The organism is Amycolatopsis pigmentata (assembly GCF_042684065.1).
GTDB classification, from domain to species: Bacteria; Actinomycetota; Actinomycetes; order Mycobacteriales; family Pseudonocardiaceae; genus Amycolatopsis_E; species Amycolatopsis_E pigmentata.
In genome coordinates this window covers 657,636-671,288 of sequence record NZ_JBHUKR010000006.1, presented here as the reverse complement: position 1 = coordinate 671,288, position 13,653 = coordinate 657,636, and the positions used below count along the sequence as shown (strand labels likewise).

The 13,653-nt window shown below is 68.3% G+C and carries 18 protein-coding genes and 1 pseudogene; 10 read left to right on the top strand and 9 right to left on the bottom strand.

Annotation, left to right across the window (positions count from 1 at the left end):
- Nucleotide 1 precedes the first annotated feature (1 nt).
- Genes ACFSXZ_RS11045 through ACFSXZ_RS11020 form a run of 6 tightly spaced genes read left to right on the top strand, consistent with a single transcriptional unit; the run spans nt 2 to nt 6,315 of the window.
- The gene (locus tag ACFSXZ_RS11045) at nt 2–877 is read left to right on the top strand and encodes a class I SAM-dependent methyltransferase (RefSeq protein ID WP_378264028.1); all 876 of its coding nucleotides are present in this window, start codon (nt 2–4) and stop codon (nt 875–877) included.
- A complete protein-coding gene (locus ACFSXZ_RS11040; RefSeq protein ID WP_378264026.1) occupies nt 874–2,103 on the top strand; it encodes a cytochrome P450 in 1,230 nt (409 codons plus the stop codon). Before ACFSXZ_RS11045 ends, ACFSXZ_RS11040 begins: the two co-directional genes overlap by 4 nt.
- A gap of 23 nt (nt 2,104–2,126) precedes the next feature.
- A complete protein-coding gene (locus ACFSXZ_RS11035; protein WP_378264024.1) occupies nt 2,127–3,833 on the top strand; it encodes a fatty acyl-AMP ligase in 1,707 nt (568 codons plus the stop codon).
- The gene (locus ACFSXZ_RS11030) at nt 3,830–4,300 is read left to right on the top strand and encodes a PaaI family thioesterase (protein ID WP_378264022.1); all 471 of its coding nucleotides are present in this window, start codon (nt 3,830–3,832) and stop codon (nt 4,298–4,300) included. Before ACFSXZ_RS11035 ends, ACFSXZ_RS11030 begins: the two co-directional genes overlap by 4 nt.
- A complete protein-coding gene (locus ACFSXZ_RS11025; protein WP_378264020.1) occupies nt 4,297–5,499 on the top strand; it encodes a cytochrome P450 in 1,203 nt (400 codons plus the stop codon). The genes ACFSXZ_RS11030 and ACFSXZ_RS11025 overlap by 4 nt, the downstream gene beginning before the upstream one ends.
- Nucleotides 5,500–5,508: 9 nt before the next feature.
- Nucleotides 5,509–6,315 carry an alpha/beta fold hydrolase gene (locus ACFSXZ_RS11020; protein ID WP_378264018.1) on the top strand — a complete coding sequence of 269 codons (807 nt, stop codon included), beginning with the start codon at nt 5,509–5,511 and terminating at the stop codon, nt 6,313–6,315.
- 5 nt (nt 6,316–6,320) lie between these two features.
- Here ACFSXZ_RS11020 and ACFSXZ_RS11015 read toward each other — a convergent pair whose 3' ends face one another.
- Nucleotides 6,321–6,917, bottom strand: a complete 597-nt coding sequence (locus ACFSXZ_RS11015; RefSeq protein WP_378264016.1) for a TetR/AcrR family transcriptional regulator — start codon at nt 6,915–6,917, stop codon at nt 6,321–6,323.
- Nucleotides 6,918–7,018: 101 nt separating this feature from the next.
- Between ACFSXZ_RS11015 and ACFSXZ_RS11010 the strand changes: the two genes are divergently transcribed.
- Nucleotides 7,019–7,432 (top strand): nuclear transport factor 2 family protein, encoded by a 414-nt coding sequence (locus ACFSXZ_RS11010; RefSeq protein ID WP_378264014.1) that lies wholly within the window; start codon nt 7,019–7,021, stop codon nt 7,430–7,432.
- On the top strand, nt 7,425–8,237 hold the full coding sequence (locus ACFSXZ_RS11005) for an NmrA family NAD(P)-binding protein (protein ID WP_378264012.1): 813 nt from the start codon (nt 7,425–7,427) through the stop codon (nt 8,235–8,237). Before ACFSXZ_RS11010 ends, ACFSXZ_RS11005 begins: the two co-directional genes overlap by 8 nt.
- Before the next feature lie 15 nt (nt 8,238–8,252).
- On the opposite strand, the gene ACFSXZ_RS11000 is transcribed toward ACFSXZ_RS11005, so the two are convergent.
- Entirely contained in the window at nt 8,253–8,894 is a 642-nt protein-coding gene (locus tag ACFSXZ_RS11000) for a class I SAM-dependent methyltransferase (RefSeq protein WP_378264010.1), read from the bottom strand.
- A 120-nt stretch (nt 8,895–9,014) separates the two neighbouring features.
- Nucleotides 9,015–9,242, bottom strand: a complete 228-nt coding sequence (locus tag ACFSXZ_RS10995) for a hypothetical protein (RefSeq protein WP_378264008.1) — start codon at nt 9,240–9,242, stop codon at nt 9,015–9,017.
- A 59-nt stretch (nt 9,243–9,301) separates the two neighbouring features.
- Here ACFSXZ_RS10995 and ACFSXZ_RS10990 point away from each other — a divergent pair.
- Nucleotides 9,302–9,556 (top strand): annotated as a pseudogene (locus ACFSXZ_RS10990) (ester cyclase); the annotation flags it as partial.
- Nucleotides 9,557–9,609: 53 nt separating this feature from the next.
- Here the strand turns inward: ACFSXZ_RS10990 and ACFSXZ_RS10985 are convergent.
- From ACFSXZ_RS10985 to ACFSXZ_RS10975, 3 genes are read right to left on the bottom strand one after another with little or no spacing between them, the layout of a single operon-like run.
- The gene (locus ACFSXZ_RS10985) at nt 9,610–10,389 is read right to left on the bottom strand and encodes a DUF899 domain-containing protein (RefSeq protein WP_378264006.1); all 780 of its coding nucleotides are present in this window, start codon (nt 10,387–10,389) and stop codon (nt 9,610–9,612) included.
- A gap of 17 nt (nt 10,390–10,406) precedes the next feature.
- Nucleotides 10,407–10,784, bottom strand: a complete 378-nt coding sequence (locus ACFSXZ_RS10980) for an ArsR/SmtB family transcription factor (protein WP_378264004.1) — start codon at nt 10,782–10,784, stop codon at nt 10,407–10,409.
- Nucleotides 10,774–11,205, bottom strand: a complete 432-nt coding sequence (locus ACFSXZ_RS10975) for an SRPBCC domain-containing protein (protein WP_378264002.1) — start codon at nt 11,203–11,205, stop codon at nt 10,774–10,776. The genes ACFSXZ_RS10980 and ACFSXZ_RS10975 overlap by 11 nt, the downstream gene beginning before the upstream one ends.
- A gap of 102 nt (nt 11,206–11,307) precedes the next feature.
- On the opposite strand from ACFSXZ_RS10975, the gene ACFSXZ_RS10970 reads away from it, so the two are divergent.
- Nucleotides 11,308–11,943: a DUF3592 domain-containing protein gene (locus ACFSXZ_RS10970; protein WP_378264000.1), complete on the top strand. Its 636-nt coding sequence runs from the start codon at nt 11,308–11,310 to the stop codon at nt 11,941–11,943.
- On the opposite strand, the gene ACFSXZ_RS10965 is transcribed toward ACFSXZ_RS10970, so the two are convergent.
- The 3 genes from ACFSXZ_RS10965 to ACFSXZ_RS10955 are packed head-to-tail and all read right to left on the bottom strand — an operon-like array spanning nt 11,873 to nt 13,646.
- On the bottom strand, nt 11,873–12,292 hold the full coding sequence (locus tag ACFSXZ_RS10965) for a hypothetical protein (protein WP_378263998.1): 420 nt from the start codon (nt 12,290–12,292) through the stop codon (nt 11,873–11,875). The two genes, ACFSXZ_RS10970 and ACFSXZ_RS10965, sit on opposite strands and share 71 nt — an antisense overlap.
- Nucleotides 12,289–13,236 carry a metallophosphoesterase family protein gene (locus ACFSXZ_RS10960; RefSeq protein ID WP_378263996.1) on the bottom strand — a complete coding sequence of 316 codons (948 nt, stop codon included), beginning with the start codon at nt 13,234–13,236 and terminating at the stop codon, nt 12,289–12,291. Before ACFSXZ_RS10960 ends, ACFSXZ_RS10965 begins: the two co-directional genes overlap by 4 nt.
- The gene (locus ACFSXZ_RS10955) at nt 13,233–13,646 is read right to left on the bottom strand and encodes a cupredoxin domain-containing protein (protein WP_378263994.1); all 414 of its coding nucleotides are present in this window, start codon (nt 13,644–13,646) and stop codon (nt 13,233–13,235) included. The genes ACFSXZ_RS10960 and ACFSXZ_RS10955 overlap by 4 nt, the downstream gene beginning before the upstream one ends.
- Nucleotides 13,647–13,653: the final 7 nt, after the last annotated feature.

Here is a 13,653-nt window from a genome sequence, read left to right as displayed (position 1 = left end):
GATGGTCACCCCCGCCGACGCCGCAGCGGCCATCCGGCACCACTACGACGTCGGAAACGAGTTCTACGGCTTGTGGCTCGACCGTTCGCTGACCTACTCCTGCGCCATGCCGGACGGCCCGGACGACACTTTGGACTCCGCACAGGAGCGCAAGCTGCGGTACCACCTGGACGCCGTGCGAGCCGGCAGCGCGGAGAGCGTACTGGACGTCGGGTGTGGGTGGGGCTCGGTTCTGCGACGACTCTCCGCGACACCCGGAATACGCCGAGCCGTCGGGCTCACGCTCAGCGACGAGCAGGCGGCCTTCGTTCGCTCGCGCGACTTTTCCCGCGTCGAAGTGCAGACCGAGCACTGGCTGCACTACGAGCCCGAAGCCCGGTTCGACGGGATCATTTCGATCGGCGCCTTCGAGCATTTCGCCGGTTCCGGGGACTCTTCCGCGGAGAAGATCCGGACCTACCGGGAGTTCTTCACCCGTTGCCGGGACTGGCTGCACGACGACGGCGTGTTGTCGGTGCAGACGATCGCCTACGCGAACATGGCGCCCGAAGACGCCAGCGACTTCATGCAGCGCGAGATCTTTCCCGACGCGGATCTCCCCACGCTCGCGGAGATAGCGTCCGCTGTGGACGGTCTGTTCGAGATGGTTTCCCTGCGCAACGGGCGCCTGGACTATGCCTGGACGTGCGAACAGTGGGCGAGCCGGTTGCGTTCGCGCCGCGACGAGGCCGTCGAACTCGTCGGCCCGGACGTGGTGGCCCGGTACCAGCGCTACCTCAAGCTGTCCGCCCTCGGCTTCCGGATGGGAAAGATCTGCCTGCTCAGGATCGTGCTCCGGCCCTATTCCCGTGGCTTCTTCGACGGCGGTGCGAGATGAACCTTCAGGCGCCGGTCCGGTTCAATCCCTTCAGCGCGGAGTTCCGCCAGGACCCGTATCCGCTCTACCGGGCGCTTCGCGAAACCCGGCCGGTCCACAAGACGCTCGGAATGTGGGTGCTCACGCGGCACGCCGACGTGCGCGAGGTCCTGCTGGACCGCTCCTTCAGTGCGGGACTCATCCCCCAACTGGTCAGCCGGCAGGCGGGAGATTCCGGCGACGACGCCGAGCGCATCGAACGGCTGGGCCGGAAATCCCTGGTGTTCACCGACAATCCCGATCATGCCCGGCTGCGCGGCCTGGTGAACCGGGTCTTCACCGCGCGGGCCGTGGCCGGGTTGCGCCCGCTCGTCTCGGCGATCGCGGAGCGGCTGGTGCGGCGGGCCTGGGACCGGGGCGGCATGGACGTGATCACGGACTTCGCGGCGCCACTGCCGATCACCGTCCTGTGTGACTGGATGGCGTTGCCGGGCGACCTGCGCGAGCAGGTCGGCTCCTGGACACACGACATCCGGTTCCTGCTCGAACCCGGCCTGATGAAGGGCGAGGACTTCGCACGCGTCGGTGCGGTCGTGAAAACGTTTTCCGAAGCGCTGCACGAGGTCGTCCGGAACCGGGAAAGGCAGCCGGGCAAGGACCTGGTCAGCTCCCTGCTGGCCGCGCGGACAGCGGGCGGTGACCGGCTGACCGACGAGGAACTCGTGTTCGTGTGCATCATGTGTTTCGTCGCGGGCAACGAAACCACGAAGTCCCTCATCGGCAACGGAACGCTCGCCTTTCTCGAGCATCCGGATCAGGCCGGGCGGTTGCGCTCGCGGCCGGACCTGGCGTCCGGCGCCGTCGACGAGGCGCTGCGCTACGACAGCCCGCTCCAGCTGACCAAACGCCTTGCCACCCGGGAGACGACGATCGGGGACAAGGTGATCCGGGAAGGCGATCAGGTGCTCCTGTGCCTGGGCGCCGCGAACCGCGATCCGGCGGTGTTCGCCGAGCCGGACGCGTTCGACATCACCCGCTCCACACCAGGGCATCTCGCGTTCGGTCACGGGATGCACGGCTGTCTGGGCGGTCTGCTCGCCCAGTTGCAGGCGACGGTGGCCTTCGAACGCCTCTTCACGCACGCCGAACGTCTCGAACCACTGGCCGGGCCCCGTGAGTGGCAGGACGGGAGTTTCATCGTCCGCGGTCTCGAACGCCTCCCGGTCGCGGTGCGGAGCGCGTCGTGAGCCGGACGCCTGGGAGTGGTCGAGTGATTCCCGATGTTCTCGCCGAGCATGCCATCCGGATTCCGGACCGCACCGCTTACGTGTTCTTGAACGAAGACGGGGAAGAGACCGTTTCGATCACCTACCGCGAGTTGTACGCCCGCGCGCTCGCCGTCGCCGGAGAACTGAGCCGGCGGTGCGCGCCCGGGGACCGCGCCATGCTGGCGTTCCCGCAGAACCTCGACTTCATCGTCGGCTTTTTCGGATGTCTCTACGCACAAGTCGTCGCGGTGCCCGTGAACCCGCCACGCCGGAGCCGCGTCCAGGACGCCACCCGGGGTATCGCCGAGGACTGTGAAGCAGCCGCGGTACTCACGAGCGCCGCCATGGTCGAAAAGCTCCGGAGCGCCCTGGACTACCCGGGCGGTCCGTCGCACTGGCTCGCCGTGGACGAGATGGTGGAGGACGAAACCGGATTCGAACCGCCGGTGTCCTCCGCCGAGACCCTCGCGTTCCTGCAGTACACCTCGGGGTCCACGGCCGCGCCCAAGGGCGTCATGGTTTCCCACGGGAACCTGGCGGCCAACGAGGAGATGATCCGGTATGCCTTCGGGCACGACGAAAAGTCCACAGTGGTCGGATGGGCGCCGTTCTTCCACGATCAGGGGCTGATCGGCAACGTCCTCCAGCCGCTGTATGTCGGCGCCAAGAGCATCCTGATGTCCCCGGCGGCCTTCATCCGGCGTCCGCTGTTGTGGCTGCGAACCATTTCCCGCTACCGCGCGCACACCAGCGGCGGGCCGAACTTCGCGTTCGACGCCTGTGTCGAGCATGCCGCGAAGAGCGGCATCCCCGAACTGGACCTCAGCTGCTGGAAGGTCGCGTTCAACGGCGCGGAGCCGATCCGCCCCGAGACCCTGCGCCGCTTCGCCGAGACCTTCGCGCCCTCCGGCTTCGACGAAGGCACGCTCTACCCCTGCTACGGCCTCGCCGAGGCGACTCTGATCGTGACCGGCAGCCGTAAGGGCCGCGGCCCGCGGATCGCCGAGGTCGACGCCGGCGAACTCGGTCGCCGGAGGTTCGCCGAAGTGCCTGGTGGCAGGCCGCTCGTGGGATCCGGCCTCGTCCTGCCCGGCGAAGAGGTGCGCATCGTCGACCCGGACACGCGGCGTTCGTGCCCGGACGACAGGATCGGGGAGATCTGGGTGTCCGGTCCGCATGTGGCCCAGGGTTACTGGAAACGCCCCGATACGACCGCCGAAACCCTCCGGGCCATCTGCGACGGTGACAGCGGCCGTACCTATCTCCGGACCGGGGACCTCGGCGTGCTGGCCGACAGCGAACTGTTCGTGGTGGGCAGGCTGAAGGATCTGCTGATCATCCGGGGCCGCAACCACTATCCCCAGGACATCGAGCAGACCGTGCAGGAGGCTCACCCGGCGCTGCGGCCCGGATGCGGTGCCGCCTTCACGGTCGCCGGGGAGAACGGCGAAAAGCTCGTCGTGGTCCAGGAAATCCGGCGCGAACACCGCATGGAGGCGGACCCGCTCGACGTGTCGGGCGCGATCCGGGCGGCCGTGCTGGCCGAGCACGAGCTGGCCATCGGGGAGCTGGTCCTGACCATGCCCGGACGGCTGCCGAAGACCAGCAGCGGCAAGATCATGCGTGCCGCGGCCAGAAAGCGCTATCTGGACGGCGAGTTCGAACCGTGGACTCGCCCCCACCGGGAAGAAGGAGCGGTCCAGCCGTGACGAGTGTGACTTCAGCGGTGCCGACGACGGCGCCGAACCCCGACTTCGAAGACGCCGTGACCGCCGCGCTGCTGACCATGCCCGCCGCGCTGCACCTCGGCTTCTCGCTGGGCCGGATGGCGCCTGGTGAAGCCGAGATCATCCAGCCTCACCGGCCCGAGCTGACCCAGCACGACGGCTACTTCCAGGGTGGCGTGCTCGGCTCGCTCGCCGACTTCGCCGGTGGCAGCGCGGCCGCCACGCTTCTCCCCCGGGGCTGGGTGAACATGACCGTCGACTACACGGTGAAGATCGTCGCCCCGGCGAAGGGCGAGAAGGTCGTCGCGCGCGGCCGGGTGGTCAACGCGGGCCGCACCCTGACCGTCGCCGCGGCCGATCTCTACGCGGTGGCCGGAGACGAAGAAACACACTGCGCCACCGGGCTGGTGACCTTGCGCAACCTCAAACTCGCGGGGGAACGCCGGTGACGTTCGTCTTCGATCCCTTCGCCGACGGCTTCGGCGATGACCCCTATCCCCACTACGCGAAGCTGCGCGAGATAGCGCCCGCCTACCACCATCCGCTCGGTTTCTGGCTCCTGTCGCGTTTCGACGACGTCGTGAGGCTTCAGCGAGCGTCCCATTCCGTCGACGAGCGGGACCTCACCCACGTTCCCCTGTGGAAGAGGGATACCGGCGTGCCGCCGAGCGAGAACCGGCCGATGCGCGGATTGTCCATGTTGGACCAGAATCCGCCGAATCACACCAGGCTCCGGCGCCTGGTTTCGCAGGCGTTCACGCGCCGTGCCGTGGACGCGCTGGAGCCGCGCATCGGGGAACTGGTCGACGAGGCCCTGGACCGGATGGCCGCGAAGGGGGAAGTCGACGTGGTCGCCGAACTCGCGTTTCCGTTGCCCTTCACGGTGATCTCGGAAATGCTCGGCACCCCGGCGGTGGCCCACGACCGCCTCCGCGAGCTCACCGGAACGCTCGTGCGCGCACTGGAACCGATGCCGTCACCAAGCCTGCACGCGGAAATCCGGGCCGCGAACAAGGAGCTGACGGAGATCATCCGTGAGCTGATCGACGGGAAACGGACCCGCCCCGGCGACGAACTGATCACCGGCCTCCTCGCCGCGCGGCACGAGTCCGACGCGCTCACCGGGGACGAACTCGTCGCGCAGGTCATGTTCCTCTACATCGCGGGCCACGAAACCACGGTGAATCTTCTCGCGAACGGAATCCTCGCGCTGGCACGCGATCCCGGTCAGGCGCGGCGGCTCCGCGAAGATCCCAAGCTCGCCGCCAACGCGGTGGAAGAGCTTTCGCGCTACGACAGTTCGGTCCACCTGATGCGGCGGATCACGCGCGAACCGCTTTCCGTTCAAGGGGTGGAGATCCCAGCCGGGAGCTATGTCATCGCGTGCATCGCGGCGGCCAACCGGGACCCCGGGTTCTGGGGCCAGGACGCGGATGAACTGCGTCTCGACCGGAGCGACGCCCACCGCAACGTTTCGTTCGGCGCGGGTGCGCACCACTGCCTCGGCGCGCCGCTGGCGAGGCTGGAAGCCAGGATCGCGTTCAGCCGGTTCGTACGGAGATTCCCCGAGGCCGTCGTGGAACGGGTGCGCTGGAACGGGCGCATCAACGTCCGTGGGCCCGCCGAACTGACCTTGGCCGTGCGGTAGGCGGACGCCATGCCGACCGTCACCGCCAACGGCGCCACGATCGCCTACCACGACGAAGGACCCCGTGACGCTCCCACCGTCCTTTTCGGACACGGCCTGCTCTTCGGTGGCTGGATGTTCCGTCCGCAGATCGCGGCCCTGCGCGATCGCTACCGCTGCGTCACGCTCGACTGGCGCGGGCAGGGGGAAAGCCCTGCCGCCGCAGGGGACTACGGCATGGACACCCTCGCCGCCGACGCCGTCGCCCTCATCGGCGAACTCGGTCTCGCACCGGTGCACTGGGTGGGCCTGTCGATGGGTGGTTTCGTCGGGCAGCGCCTCGCCGCCCGGCACCCGCACCTGCTGCGTTCACTGACCCTGCTGGGCACCAGTGCCGCCGCCGAGGACCGGCGTGCCGCGCGTGAATACAAGCTGCTCGGCTGGTTCCAGCGGTTTTTCGGCGTCAAACCGGTGCTCGGCAACGTCGCCCCGCTGCTCTTCGGTCCCACGTTCCTCAGCGACCCGGCGAGCGAGCCGATCATCGGTGAATGGGCGCACCGGCTGGCTTCCATCGATCGCTCCGCCCTTCGGCGGGCGGTCTTCGGGGTGGCCGACCGCGCGCCGGTGGAGCCGGAGATCACCACCATCGTCGCGCCCACCCTGGTCGTCACCGGCGCCGACGACCGCGCCACCCCACCGGAACGGGCCCGGCGGATCGCGGCGCTCATTCCCGGCGCCGAACTCCACATCATCGGTGACTGCGGGCATTCCAGCACACTGGAACAACCTTCGGTGATCACGAAACTGCTCGACGAGTTCCTCACCGGCGCCGGCTGATCGGTTCAGTCCGGAACGGCGCCCAAGGCGCGCAGCACGGTGTCGGTCACGCGGTCCGGATAGTCCGGTTCGACCGGCGCCTGGCGCACCACCATCCGCCAGTAGACCAGCCCGGCCACCAGGTCCTGGGCCATCTCCAGGTCCGTGCCCGCGGGCAGTTCGCCGCGAGCGATGGCGCGTTCCAGCCTCGGCCGTCCGACCGCTCGCCGGGGCTCGCCGATGGTGGCCGCGATCGCCTTGGCCAGTTCGGGCGTCCGGGCCGACTCGGCCACCAGGTCGGGAATGATCCGGGAGAACGGCGGTTCGGTGAGCCATGCGGTGATCGCGTCCACCGAGGCGCGGATATCCCCTCGGAGGGTGCCGGTGTCGGCGGCCTCCGCCATGGGCACGGTGATCTCGGCGAGCACCGCCAGCACCATTTCCCGCTTGGTGCGCCATCGGCGGTAAAGGGCGCTCTTGCCCACGCCCGCGCGTTTGGCCACACCCTCCATGGAGAGCCGCGCGTAGCCCCGTTCCACCAGTTCGGCCAGCACGGCGTCGGCGATGGCGGCGGTGATACCGGGTTGGAGCACGGCCGCCCCGGACGGCTCACGACGCTTCATGCGGGCCACTCTAGCGGATGGACGATACGGTACCGTCCGTCGTGCTATGGTCGGGACGGTACCGACCCGTCCATCGTTTTGGGTCTCGTTGAGGAGCAGGGATGACACCGCGCGAGGTAATTGACAAGGCTCTGGAGCTGTTGCTGGCCAAGGACATGTCGGGGTTCGCCGACCTGTGGGCCGCCGACGGCACCATGGAATTCCCGTTCGCCCCACCCGGTTGGCCGACGCGCCTGGACGGCCGTGAAGCGGTCCGCGAGTACCTCCGCGGCTACCCGGACGTCTTCGACGTCAAGGGCGTCGTCGAGCAAACCGTGCACGAGACCACCGACCCCGAGGTGATCATCGCCGAAGTCGAGGTGGAGGGCGTGGAGATCCCCACCGGAAAGTCCTACCGGCGCCGCTACATCAGCGTGATCACGGTGCGGGACGGGCACATCGCCGCCTACCGCGACTACTGGTCGCCGCTGGGCCTGAACGCCGGAACCGATTTCACCGGACGCGGCGATGCGTGAAGTCCTGGTCATCGGCGCCACCGGAACCACGGGTTCGCGCGTCACCGCCGGGCTGGCCGAAATGGGCGTGCCTGCCCGGCCGGCCACCCGGACACCCCGCGAGCCTGGACAGGTCCGCTTCGACTGGGCCGACCGCGACACGCATGGCCCCGCACTGAAAGGGGTCGGCGCGGTCTACCTGATCGCGCCGATCGGCGTGGCCGATCCGGTCCCGCTGGTCGAACCGTTCCTGCACGAGGCTGCCGAGTCGGGCGTGCGCCGGATGGTGTTGCTCAGTTCCTCCGCCGTCACCGACGAGACCCCCGGTCTCGGCGTGCTGCCGCGTCTGGTGCGCACCGTCGGTCCTGAATGGACAGTGCTGCGGCCGAGCTGGTTCATGAACAACTTCACCGGCGATCATCCGGTGGCGCGAGGAGTGCGCGCCGGTGAGATCGTCACCGCGACCGGTTCGGGCCGGGTCGGGTTCGTCGACGCGGAGGACATCGCCGCGGTCGCCGTCCGCGCGCTGACCGACCAGCGCCCGCACAACACCGAACACCTGATCACCGGCCCCGAGGCGCTCAGCTACGCGGAGGCGGCCGCGATCATCGGCGAGGTCACCGGCCGTCCGGTCGTCCACCGCGCCGTCGAGGCGCCGGAACTGGTGAAGCGGCTGTCCCCCCTTCCCCCGGAATTCGCCGCCATCCTGGCCGCACTGGACGTCGCGATCGCCGCCGGAGCCGAAGACCGGGTGACCGACACCGTGGCCAGGGTGACCGGTCGTCCGGCCCGGGACTTCCGCACCTTCGTCACCAAGGAACTGTGACGCGGCAACGGTTCCTCAGCCCGCTCGCCGGGCACGCAACACGACGTCGTGGGTGTGGTGCGCGCCGGATCCGCCGTTGATCACGCGCTCCCGCACTTCGTCGGCCTCGATCTCCCAGCCCGGGCCGAGCAGCCTGGCGACATCACGCGGCCCCACCCAGTCGTCCGGGTGGAAACCGTGCTCGATCACGGCCACGCGGTCACGGATGTCGTGGTGGACCACGAGCAGGATGCCGCCAGGCGCGACGGCGCCGATCAGAGCACGTTCGGCGTCGTCACCCGGCGTGCGGCGCAGCGCCGGATACTGCGCGGAGACAAGGTCGAAGCCACTGTCGGGCAGTGTCGCGTCCAGCAGGCCACTGTGCAACCAGGTCACCGCGACCCCTGCCGCGTCCGCGTGCGATCGCGCCCGGTCGAGCGCGACCCCCGAGACGTCGAGCGCCGTGACGTCCCATCCGCGCGACGAAAGCCAGACGGCGTCCGCGCCCTCGCCGCATCCGACGTCCAGCACCCGCCCCGGCGGCAGATCGGCCACCTCGCGGACAAGCGCGCCATTGGGCTCACCGCTCCAGATCCGGTCCGCGCCGGCGTACCGCTCGTCCCATTCCCCGGCCTCGCTCAACACGCCGCCCGGCCGGCCGTGATCACCATCGCTCATACCCGTCAGCGTGCGTCAGCGGGCACAGGTCTGACAAGTTTCCTTGCCAGAATGGCAAGACAAGGCAACCTACTTACCAATCCGACCAAAAGCAGGAGACGGACCGCAGCCAGTCTGGCTTTATAGCACCGGTTCCGCCGTGCCTGTGGTCGGATTGGTCACGATCGGCACAGTACCTTCCTGGTAAGCGTTGTGGAGACCGGTGGCCGTTTCCTGGAGGGCTGTCACCATCGCCTGTGCCTGCGCGGAAGGGTGCGGTGCGGCCACCGAGACGGTCGTGCGGCCGGGCCAATGCGCGTCGGTGACCGCCACCGCCCGCACTCCGGCAGGCAGCGAAGGGATGGCCACGTCAGGGATGACCGTGATGCCCAGGCCGGCCGCGACCAGACCGAGGCGCGGCCTTCGCCGACCGGTCGATCCGCCGCGGCACCGTGGTGGCCGAGGGCGACTACGTGGCCTGCCAAACATGGATCGAGGGAACCTTCGTCCGCGAGTTCACCCATTCACCCGTCGGCCCGTTACCCCACAACGGCAGGCGCGTGGTGTTCGATCTGATCAACATCTTCCGCTTCGACGACCAGGGACGCCTGGTCGAGGAATGGGTGCGCACGGACAATCGCGGTCTGCCGCGCCAGCTGAGTGTGGAAGAGAGCACGGATTGAGCCGTCGTCGCCGGTCGGCGCAGTGACCGGCCCCGGGGCCCTTCCCCGTCCGGCTAACCGGCCGCCACCGTCTCGTTCTCGTATTCGTCGTGCCGTCGCCACCAATAGCCGGTCTCGTTACGGCCGAGGGGAGCACGATCGAGCCATTGCCACATGCCCCACAGGGCGTCCAGCCCTCGCGCGTACGTCGAATACGTGTGGTAGACAACGCCTTCCTCGAGCACGAACGCGCTCACGCCGGGCCCTTCACGCCGGTAGGTCTGCCAGTCCGTGCCGACGATCGACTGGGTGAAGGCGTCGCGGGAACTCTCCTCACCGGGCGCCGGGCGCATGTCCTGTTCGGCGAAGTTGTACGCCACGACACCCGCTTCCCATTCCTCCTTGGTGTGTGCCGCTCCGAAGTCGAAGTTGAAATCACTGCCGTAGGAAGACGCCCACGGGAACGTCCAGCCCATCCTTTCCCGGTAGGCGTGGAGTTTCGCGAGCGGGGCACGCGACACCGCGCTGAGCGTGACGTCGTGGTTGGCCAGGTGAACCGCGAAACCGTTGAAGCCGTCGGCGACCGCCGAGCACGACGGGCACCCGGCGGTGTAGTCGGGCCCGAACATGAAGTGGTAGACGAGGAGTTGGGAGCGCCCGCGGAAGAGATCGGCCAGCGACGCCGCCCCCTCCTCCGTCTCGAAGCGATAGTCCTTGTCGACCCGGACCCAGGGCAGTTCCTGCCGCTGCCGGGTCACCTCGTCTCCACGCCGGGTCAGCTCTTTCTCCGCCTCGAGCAGTTTCAGCCGCGCGGCAAGCCATTCCTCGCGTGTTCCCGTCCTGTGACTGGTCATCACCTTTCTCCTTTTCGTCATTTCGTTGGTGGTCCGTCGTTTTCGGGCCGCGTGGCTTCACCGGCCTGCCGGTCGAGGTGGCCCTTCAGGGCGTCGAGCGAGCTGTCCCAGTCACGCGCCATCGCGGCCAGGAACTGCTGCGCCACCTGCATCGGAGCGGAGCGCAACCGGTACCGGATGCGCCGCCGCTCCCCCGGTTCGGCCGTCACCAGACCGGCGTCGGCCAGCAGGGCCACATGCTTGGCGATGGCCTGCCGCGTGATCGGCAGCCGGTTCGCCAGATCCGTGGCGGTGGCCGGGCCACCGGAGGCCAGCGTGGCGAGAATGGCACGCCGGCTCGGATCAGCCAGGGCGATGAAGACCTGTTCCGCGATCGCCTCGATATCAGGCCGCATCGAGGTAGTCGACCAGCTCGCCCAGTTCGCTCGCCCAGCCCTTGACGTGGGAGTCGTATTCGGACCGGTAGGTCTCGTCCGGCAGTTGCGCGAAGCCGGTCTCGACGACCGTCAGCCGGGTGCCCGTCTCGACCGGTTCAAGGGTGAACTCGACATAGGTGCGGCGTGGGTCGTCCTCGGGCAGCCCGTTCATCGGCCAGGTGAAGCCGAACACCGTCGGCTCCTCCACCCGTTCCACGCGCATGGCGGTGGTGAACCCGCCGGTGAAGCTCATTCGCGCCGCCCCGCCCGGGCGAAGGTCGATCATGGCCTCGTCGCCGAACCAGGCACCCAGACCCTCGGGCGTGGTGATCGCCGCCCATACCGCCGCCGGCGGGTGAGCGATCTCGACGGTGCGCTCGATGCGATCAGGGAATCCCATGACTGTCTCCACTCTGTAGCAACCTGTTGGTTGCCATATTATGGCAACCAACAGGTTGCGTCAATCGGGGCACCATGATCAGTCGTCAGCGACGTGGCCGCCGTGGTAGAACGACGACGTGTGCCGATCGCGGTCGGCACGGTCGTCGGGGGATTGGAGACAGCGGTGAGGACGCTCGTCGGTTTGCTGCTCATCACCATCGGCGCGGTGATGCTCTCTTTCGGCTTCGATTCGCGGTTCGCGCTGTGGATCACCGGCTTCGTCCCCCTCTTCGGTGGCTTCGTGTTGCTGGTCCTCGGCGGGATGGTGGCCGACGCGCGGCAGCGCTCGCGACTGATGGCGACCGGGCTGGCCGGTACCGGGACCGTCATCACGTTCCGGGACACCGGAATGACCGTGAACGACAACCCCCGGGTCGAGTTCGACCTGCGGGTCACCCCGGCGGACGGCTCACCGGACTTCCGTGCCACCACGAGGAAAACCGTGTCCCGGCTGGAACTCCCCTATGCCGGGCAAGAATTGTCGGTGCGGTACGACCCCGATGACCGCACCAAGATCGTCATCGCCGGACCGGCCGAGCCGGCCGAGCGCCCGGTCACCGAGCCGGAAACGACCGGGACGCTCGAGGATTTGAACCGGCTGTTCCGGCTGAAGCAGTCCGGCGCGATCACTGAAGACGAGTACCAGACTCTGAAGAAACGGATCGGTTTCGACGAGCCAGGCCCGTTGAAGCCATGACAACGGGCGCCACGAGGAGAACCAGCGTGGCCACCTCCACGAGCACGCTGATCAAGGCCTGTGGCGCGGGCTGAAAACCGTGCTCGACAAAGCTCCCGATGCCGGCTGTCCGGGAGAGCGCGAAACCGGCGAGCGCACCGAGCGCCAGGCCCGCGGCTCCCAGGCGGACCACGAGCGGCGCGCCTGCCAGGAGCAGGAGCGCGATCGCGAACGAACCGGCGCCCTGGAGCAGGAAGGCCGGACCGACCAGGGGGATCGACCGGTAACCGTGGAGGTAGAGATCGGTGTGGAGGTAGCCGCTCGCGGCCGTGCAGGCCGCGACGGCGAACCGGATCGCGGGACGGGTCATGCGAGCTTCACATCCTTGATCGCCAGGCCAGGTTTTCCCGGGCGGTAGGCGACTTCCCGGATGCCGAGCGCGTCGCCGAGTTTCCCGGCGGGCAGGGTGACCGGGGTCGGCGCGGGCGCGGTGCCGGGGGCGGGCAGCGGATACGCGGTCGTGGTGGCGCTGTGGAAGGTCACGTTTCCTTCGGTCTTGGTGAACAACTGGTGGACGTGCCCGTTCAGGCAGGTCACCGAGGAAAACCGGCGCAGATGGGACAATGCCTCGGTGGCGTCGTCGGTTCCCCAGCCCCACGCCGGGTACATCTCGAACAGCGGAATATGGCTGAAGACCACGATCGGGGTGTCCGAGGACAGTTTCGCGACATCCTTGCGAACGAAGTCGAGTTGGTCCGTGCCGAGGTGGCCCAGTTTCTCCAGACTGAGCGTATTGACCAGGGAAATGAAGTGCACGCCCTTGACGTCGAAGCTGTACCAGCCGTCACCGGCCGTTCCGGCGCCGAACGCGGCCCGGTATTTCCGGCCGGCGTCGTCGACCGAGTCGTGCTCACCGGGAACGGTCAGCACCTTCCCGGTGTCCAGCGCGCTCATCATCTGCTTGACCTGGTCGAACTGCGCCGGCGTCGACAGGTGCGTGAGATCACCGGTGTGCATGACGAAATCAGGCCGGAATCCCAGCCCGTTGATCTGGTCGATGGCGTGGGAAAAGGATTCCTCGACGGCGGTGTTCGCCGTCCCCTTGAAGCCCAGGTGGCTGTCGCTGACCTGGACGAAGCGCAGCGCGTTGGGATCGGCGAAGGCGTCCGTGGCCTCCTCGCCCGGTGCCGGCACGTGGCTGATGACCTCGCCACCCGCGACGGTCAGCACCACGGCGGCGCCGAACCACGCGGTGTGGCGCAACAACTGGCGGCGGGTCATGCCCTCGGGGCCGGGCTCGTCTTCGGCGGTCACGGTGTCACCGTCACGGTGGCCGTCATGAACGGGTGGATCGTGCACAGGTAGTCGTACCGGCCCGGTCTGGTGAAAGTGTAGGAATAGGTCTCACCCTGGGCGAGCGTCGGCGACCGCAGTGGGCCCGCGTTTCCCGTGCTGGTCACGGTGTGCGGGTCCTGATCGGCGTTCTTCCACGTGACGGTCGCACCGACCCGCACGGTCGCCTCCGAAGGACCGAACGCGAAGTCCTTTATGGACACCGAATTCGTCGCGACCGGACCGCTGCTCGCGGGCGCGGGCATGACCGGCATCGACATGGCCGACGGTGCGGGCGCCTGCGGTGCCGGCTGGTTCGCGGTACAGGCGGCCAGTCCGGCACCGAGGACGATGACGACCAGAAGTCGTTGTACCCCAACGAGATTTCTCATGCCTTGT

Coding starts and splice junctions, on each gene's coding strand:
- ACFSXZ_RS11045 (WP_378264028.1), top strand. CDS start 2: ATGGTCACCCCCGCCGACGCCGCAGCGGCCATCCGGCACCACTACGAC.
- ACFSXZ_RS11040 (WP_378264026.1), top strand. CDS start 874: ATGAACCTTCAGGCGCCGGTCCGGTTCAATCCCTTCAGCGCGGAGTTC.
- ACFSXZ_RS11020 (WP_378264018.1), top strand. CDS start 5,509: ATGCCGACCGTCACCGCCAACGGCGCCACGATCGCCTACCACGACGAA.
- ACFSXZ_RS11015 (WP_378264016.1), bottom strand. CDS start 6,917: ATGAAGCGTCGTGAGCCGTCCGGGGCGGCCGTGCTCCAACCCGGTATC.
- ACFSXZ_RS11010 (WP_378264014.1), top strand. CDS start 7,019: ATGACACCGCGCGAGGTAATTGACAAGGCTCTGGAGCTGTTGCTGGCC.
- ACFSXZ_RS11005 (WP_378264012.1), top strand. CDS start 7,425: ATGCGTGAAGTCCTGGTCATCGGCGCCACCGGAACCACGGGTTCGCGC.
- ACFSXZ_RS11000 (WP_378264010.1), bottom strand. CDS start 8,894: ATGAGCGATGGTGATCACGGCCGGCCGGGCGGCGTGTTGAGCGAGGCC.
- ACFSXZ_RS10985 (WP_378264006.1), bottom strand. CDS start 10,389: ATGACCAGTCACAGGACGGGAACACGCGAGGAATGGCTTGCCGCGCGG.
- ACFSXZ_RS10980 (WP_378264004.1), bottom strand. CDS start 10,784: ATGCGGCCTGATATCGAGGCGATCGCGGAACAGGTCTTCATCGCCCTG.
- ACFSXZ_RS10975 (WP_378264002.1), bottom strand. CDS start 11,205: ATGGGATTCCCTGATCGCATCGAGCGCACCGTCGAGATCGCTCACCCG.
- ACFSXZ_RS10965 (WP_378263998.1), bottom strand. CDS start 12,292: ATGACCCGTCCCGCGATCCGGTTCGCCGTCGCGGCCTGCACGGCCGCG.
- ACFSXZ_RS10955 (WP_378263994.1), bottom strand. CDS start 13,646: ATGAGAAATCTCGTTGGGGTACAACGACTTCTGGTCGTCATCGTCCTC.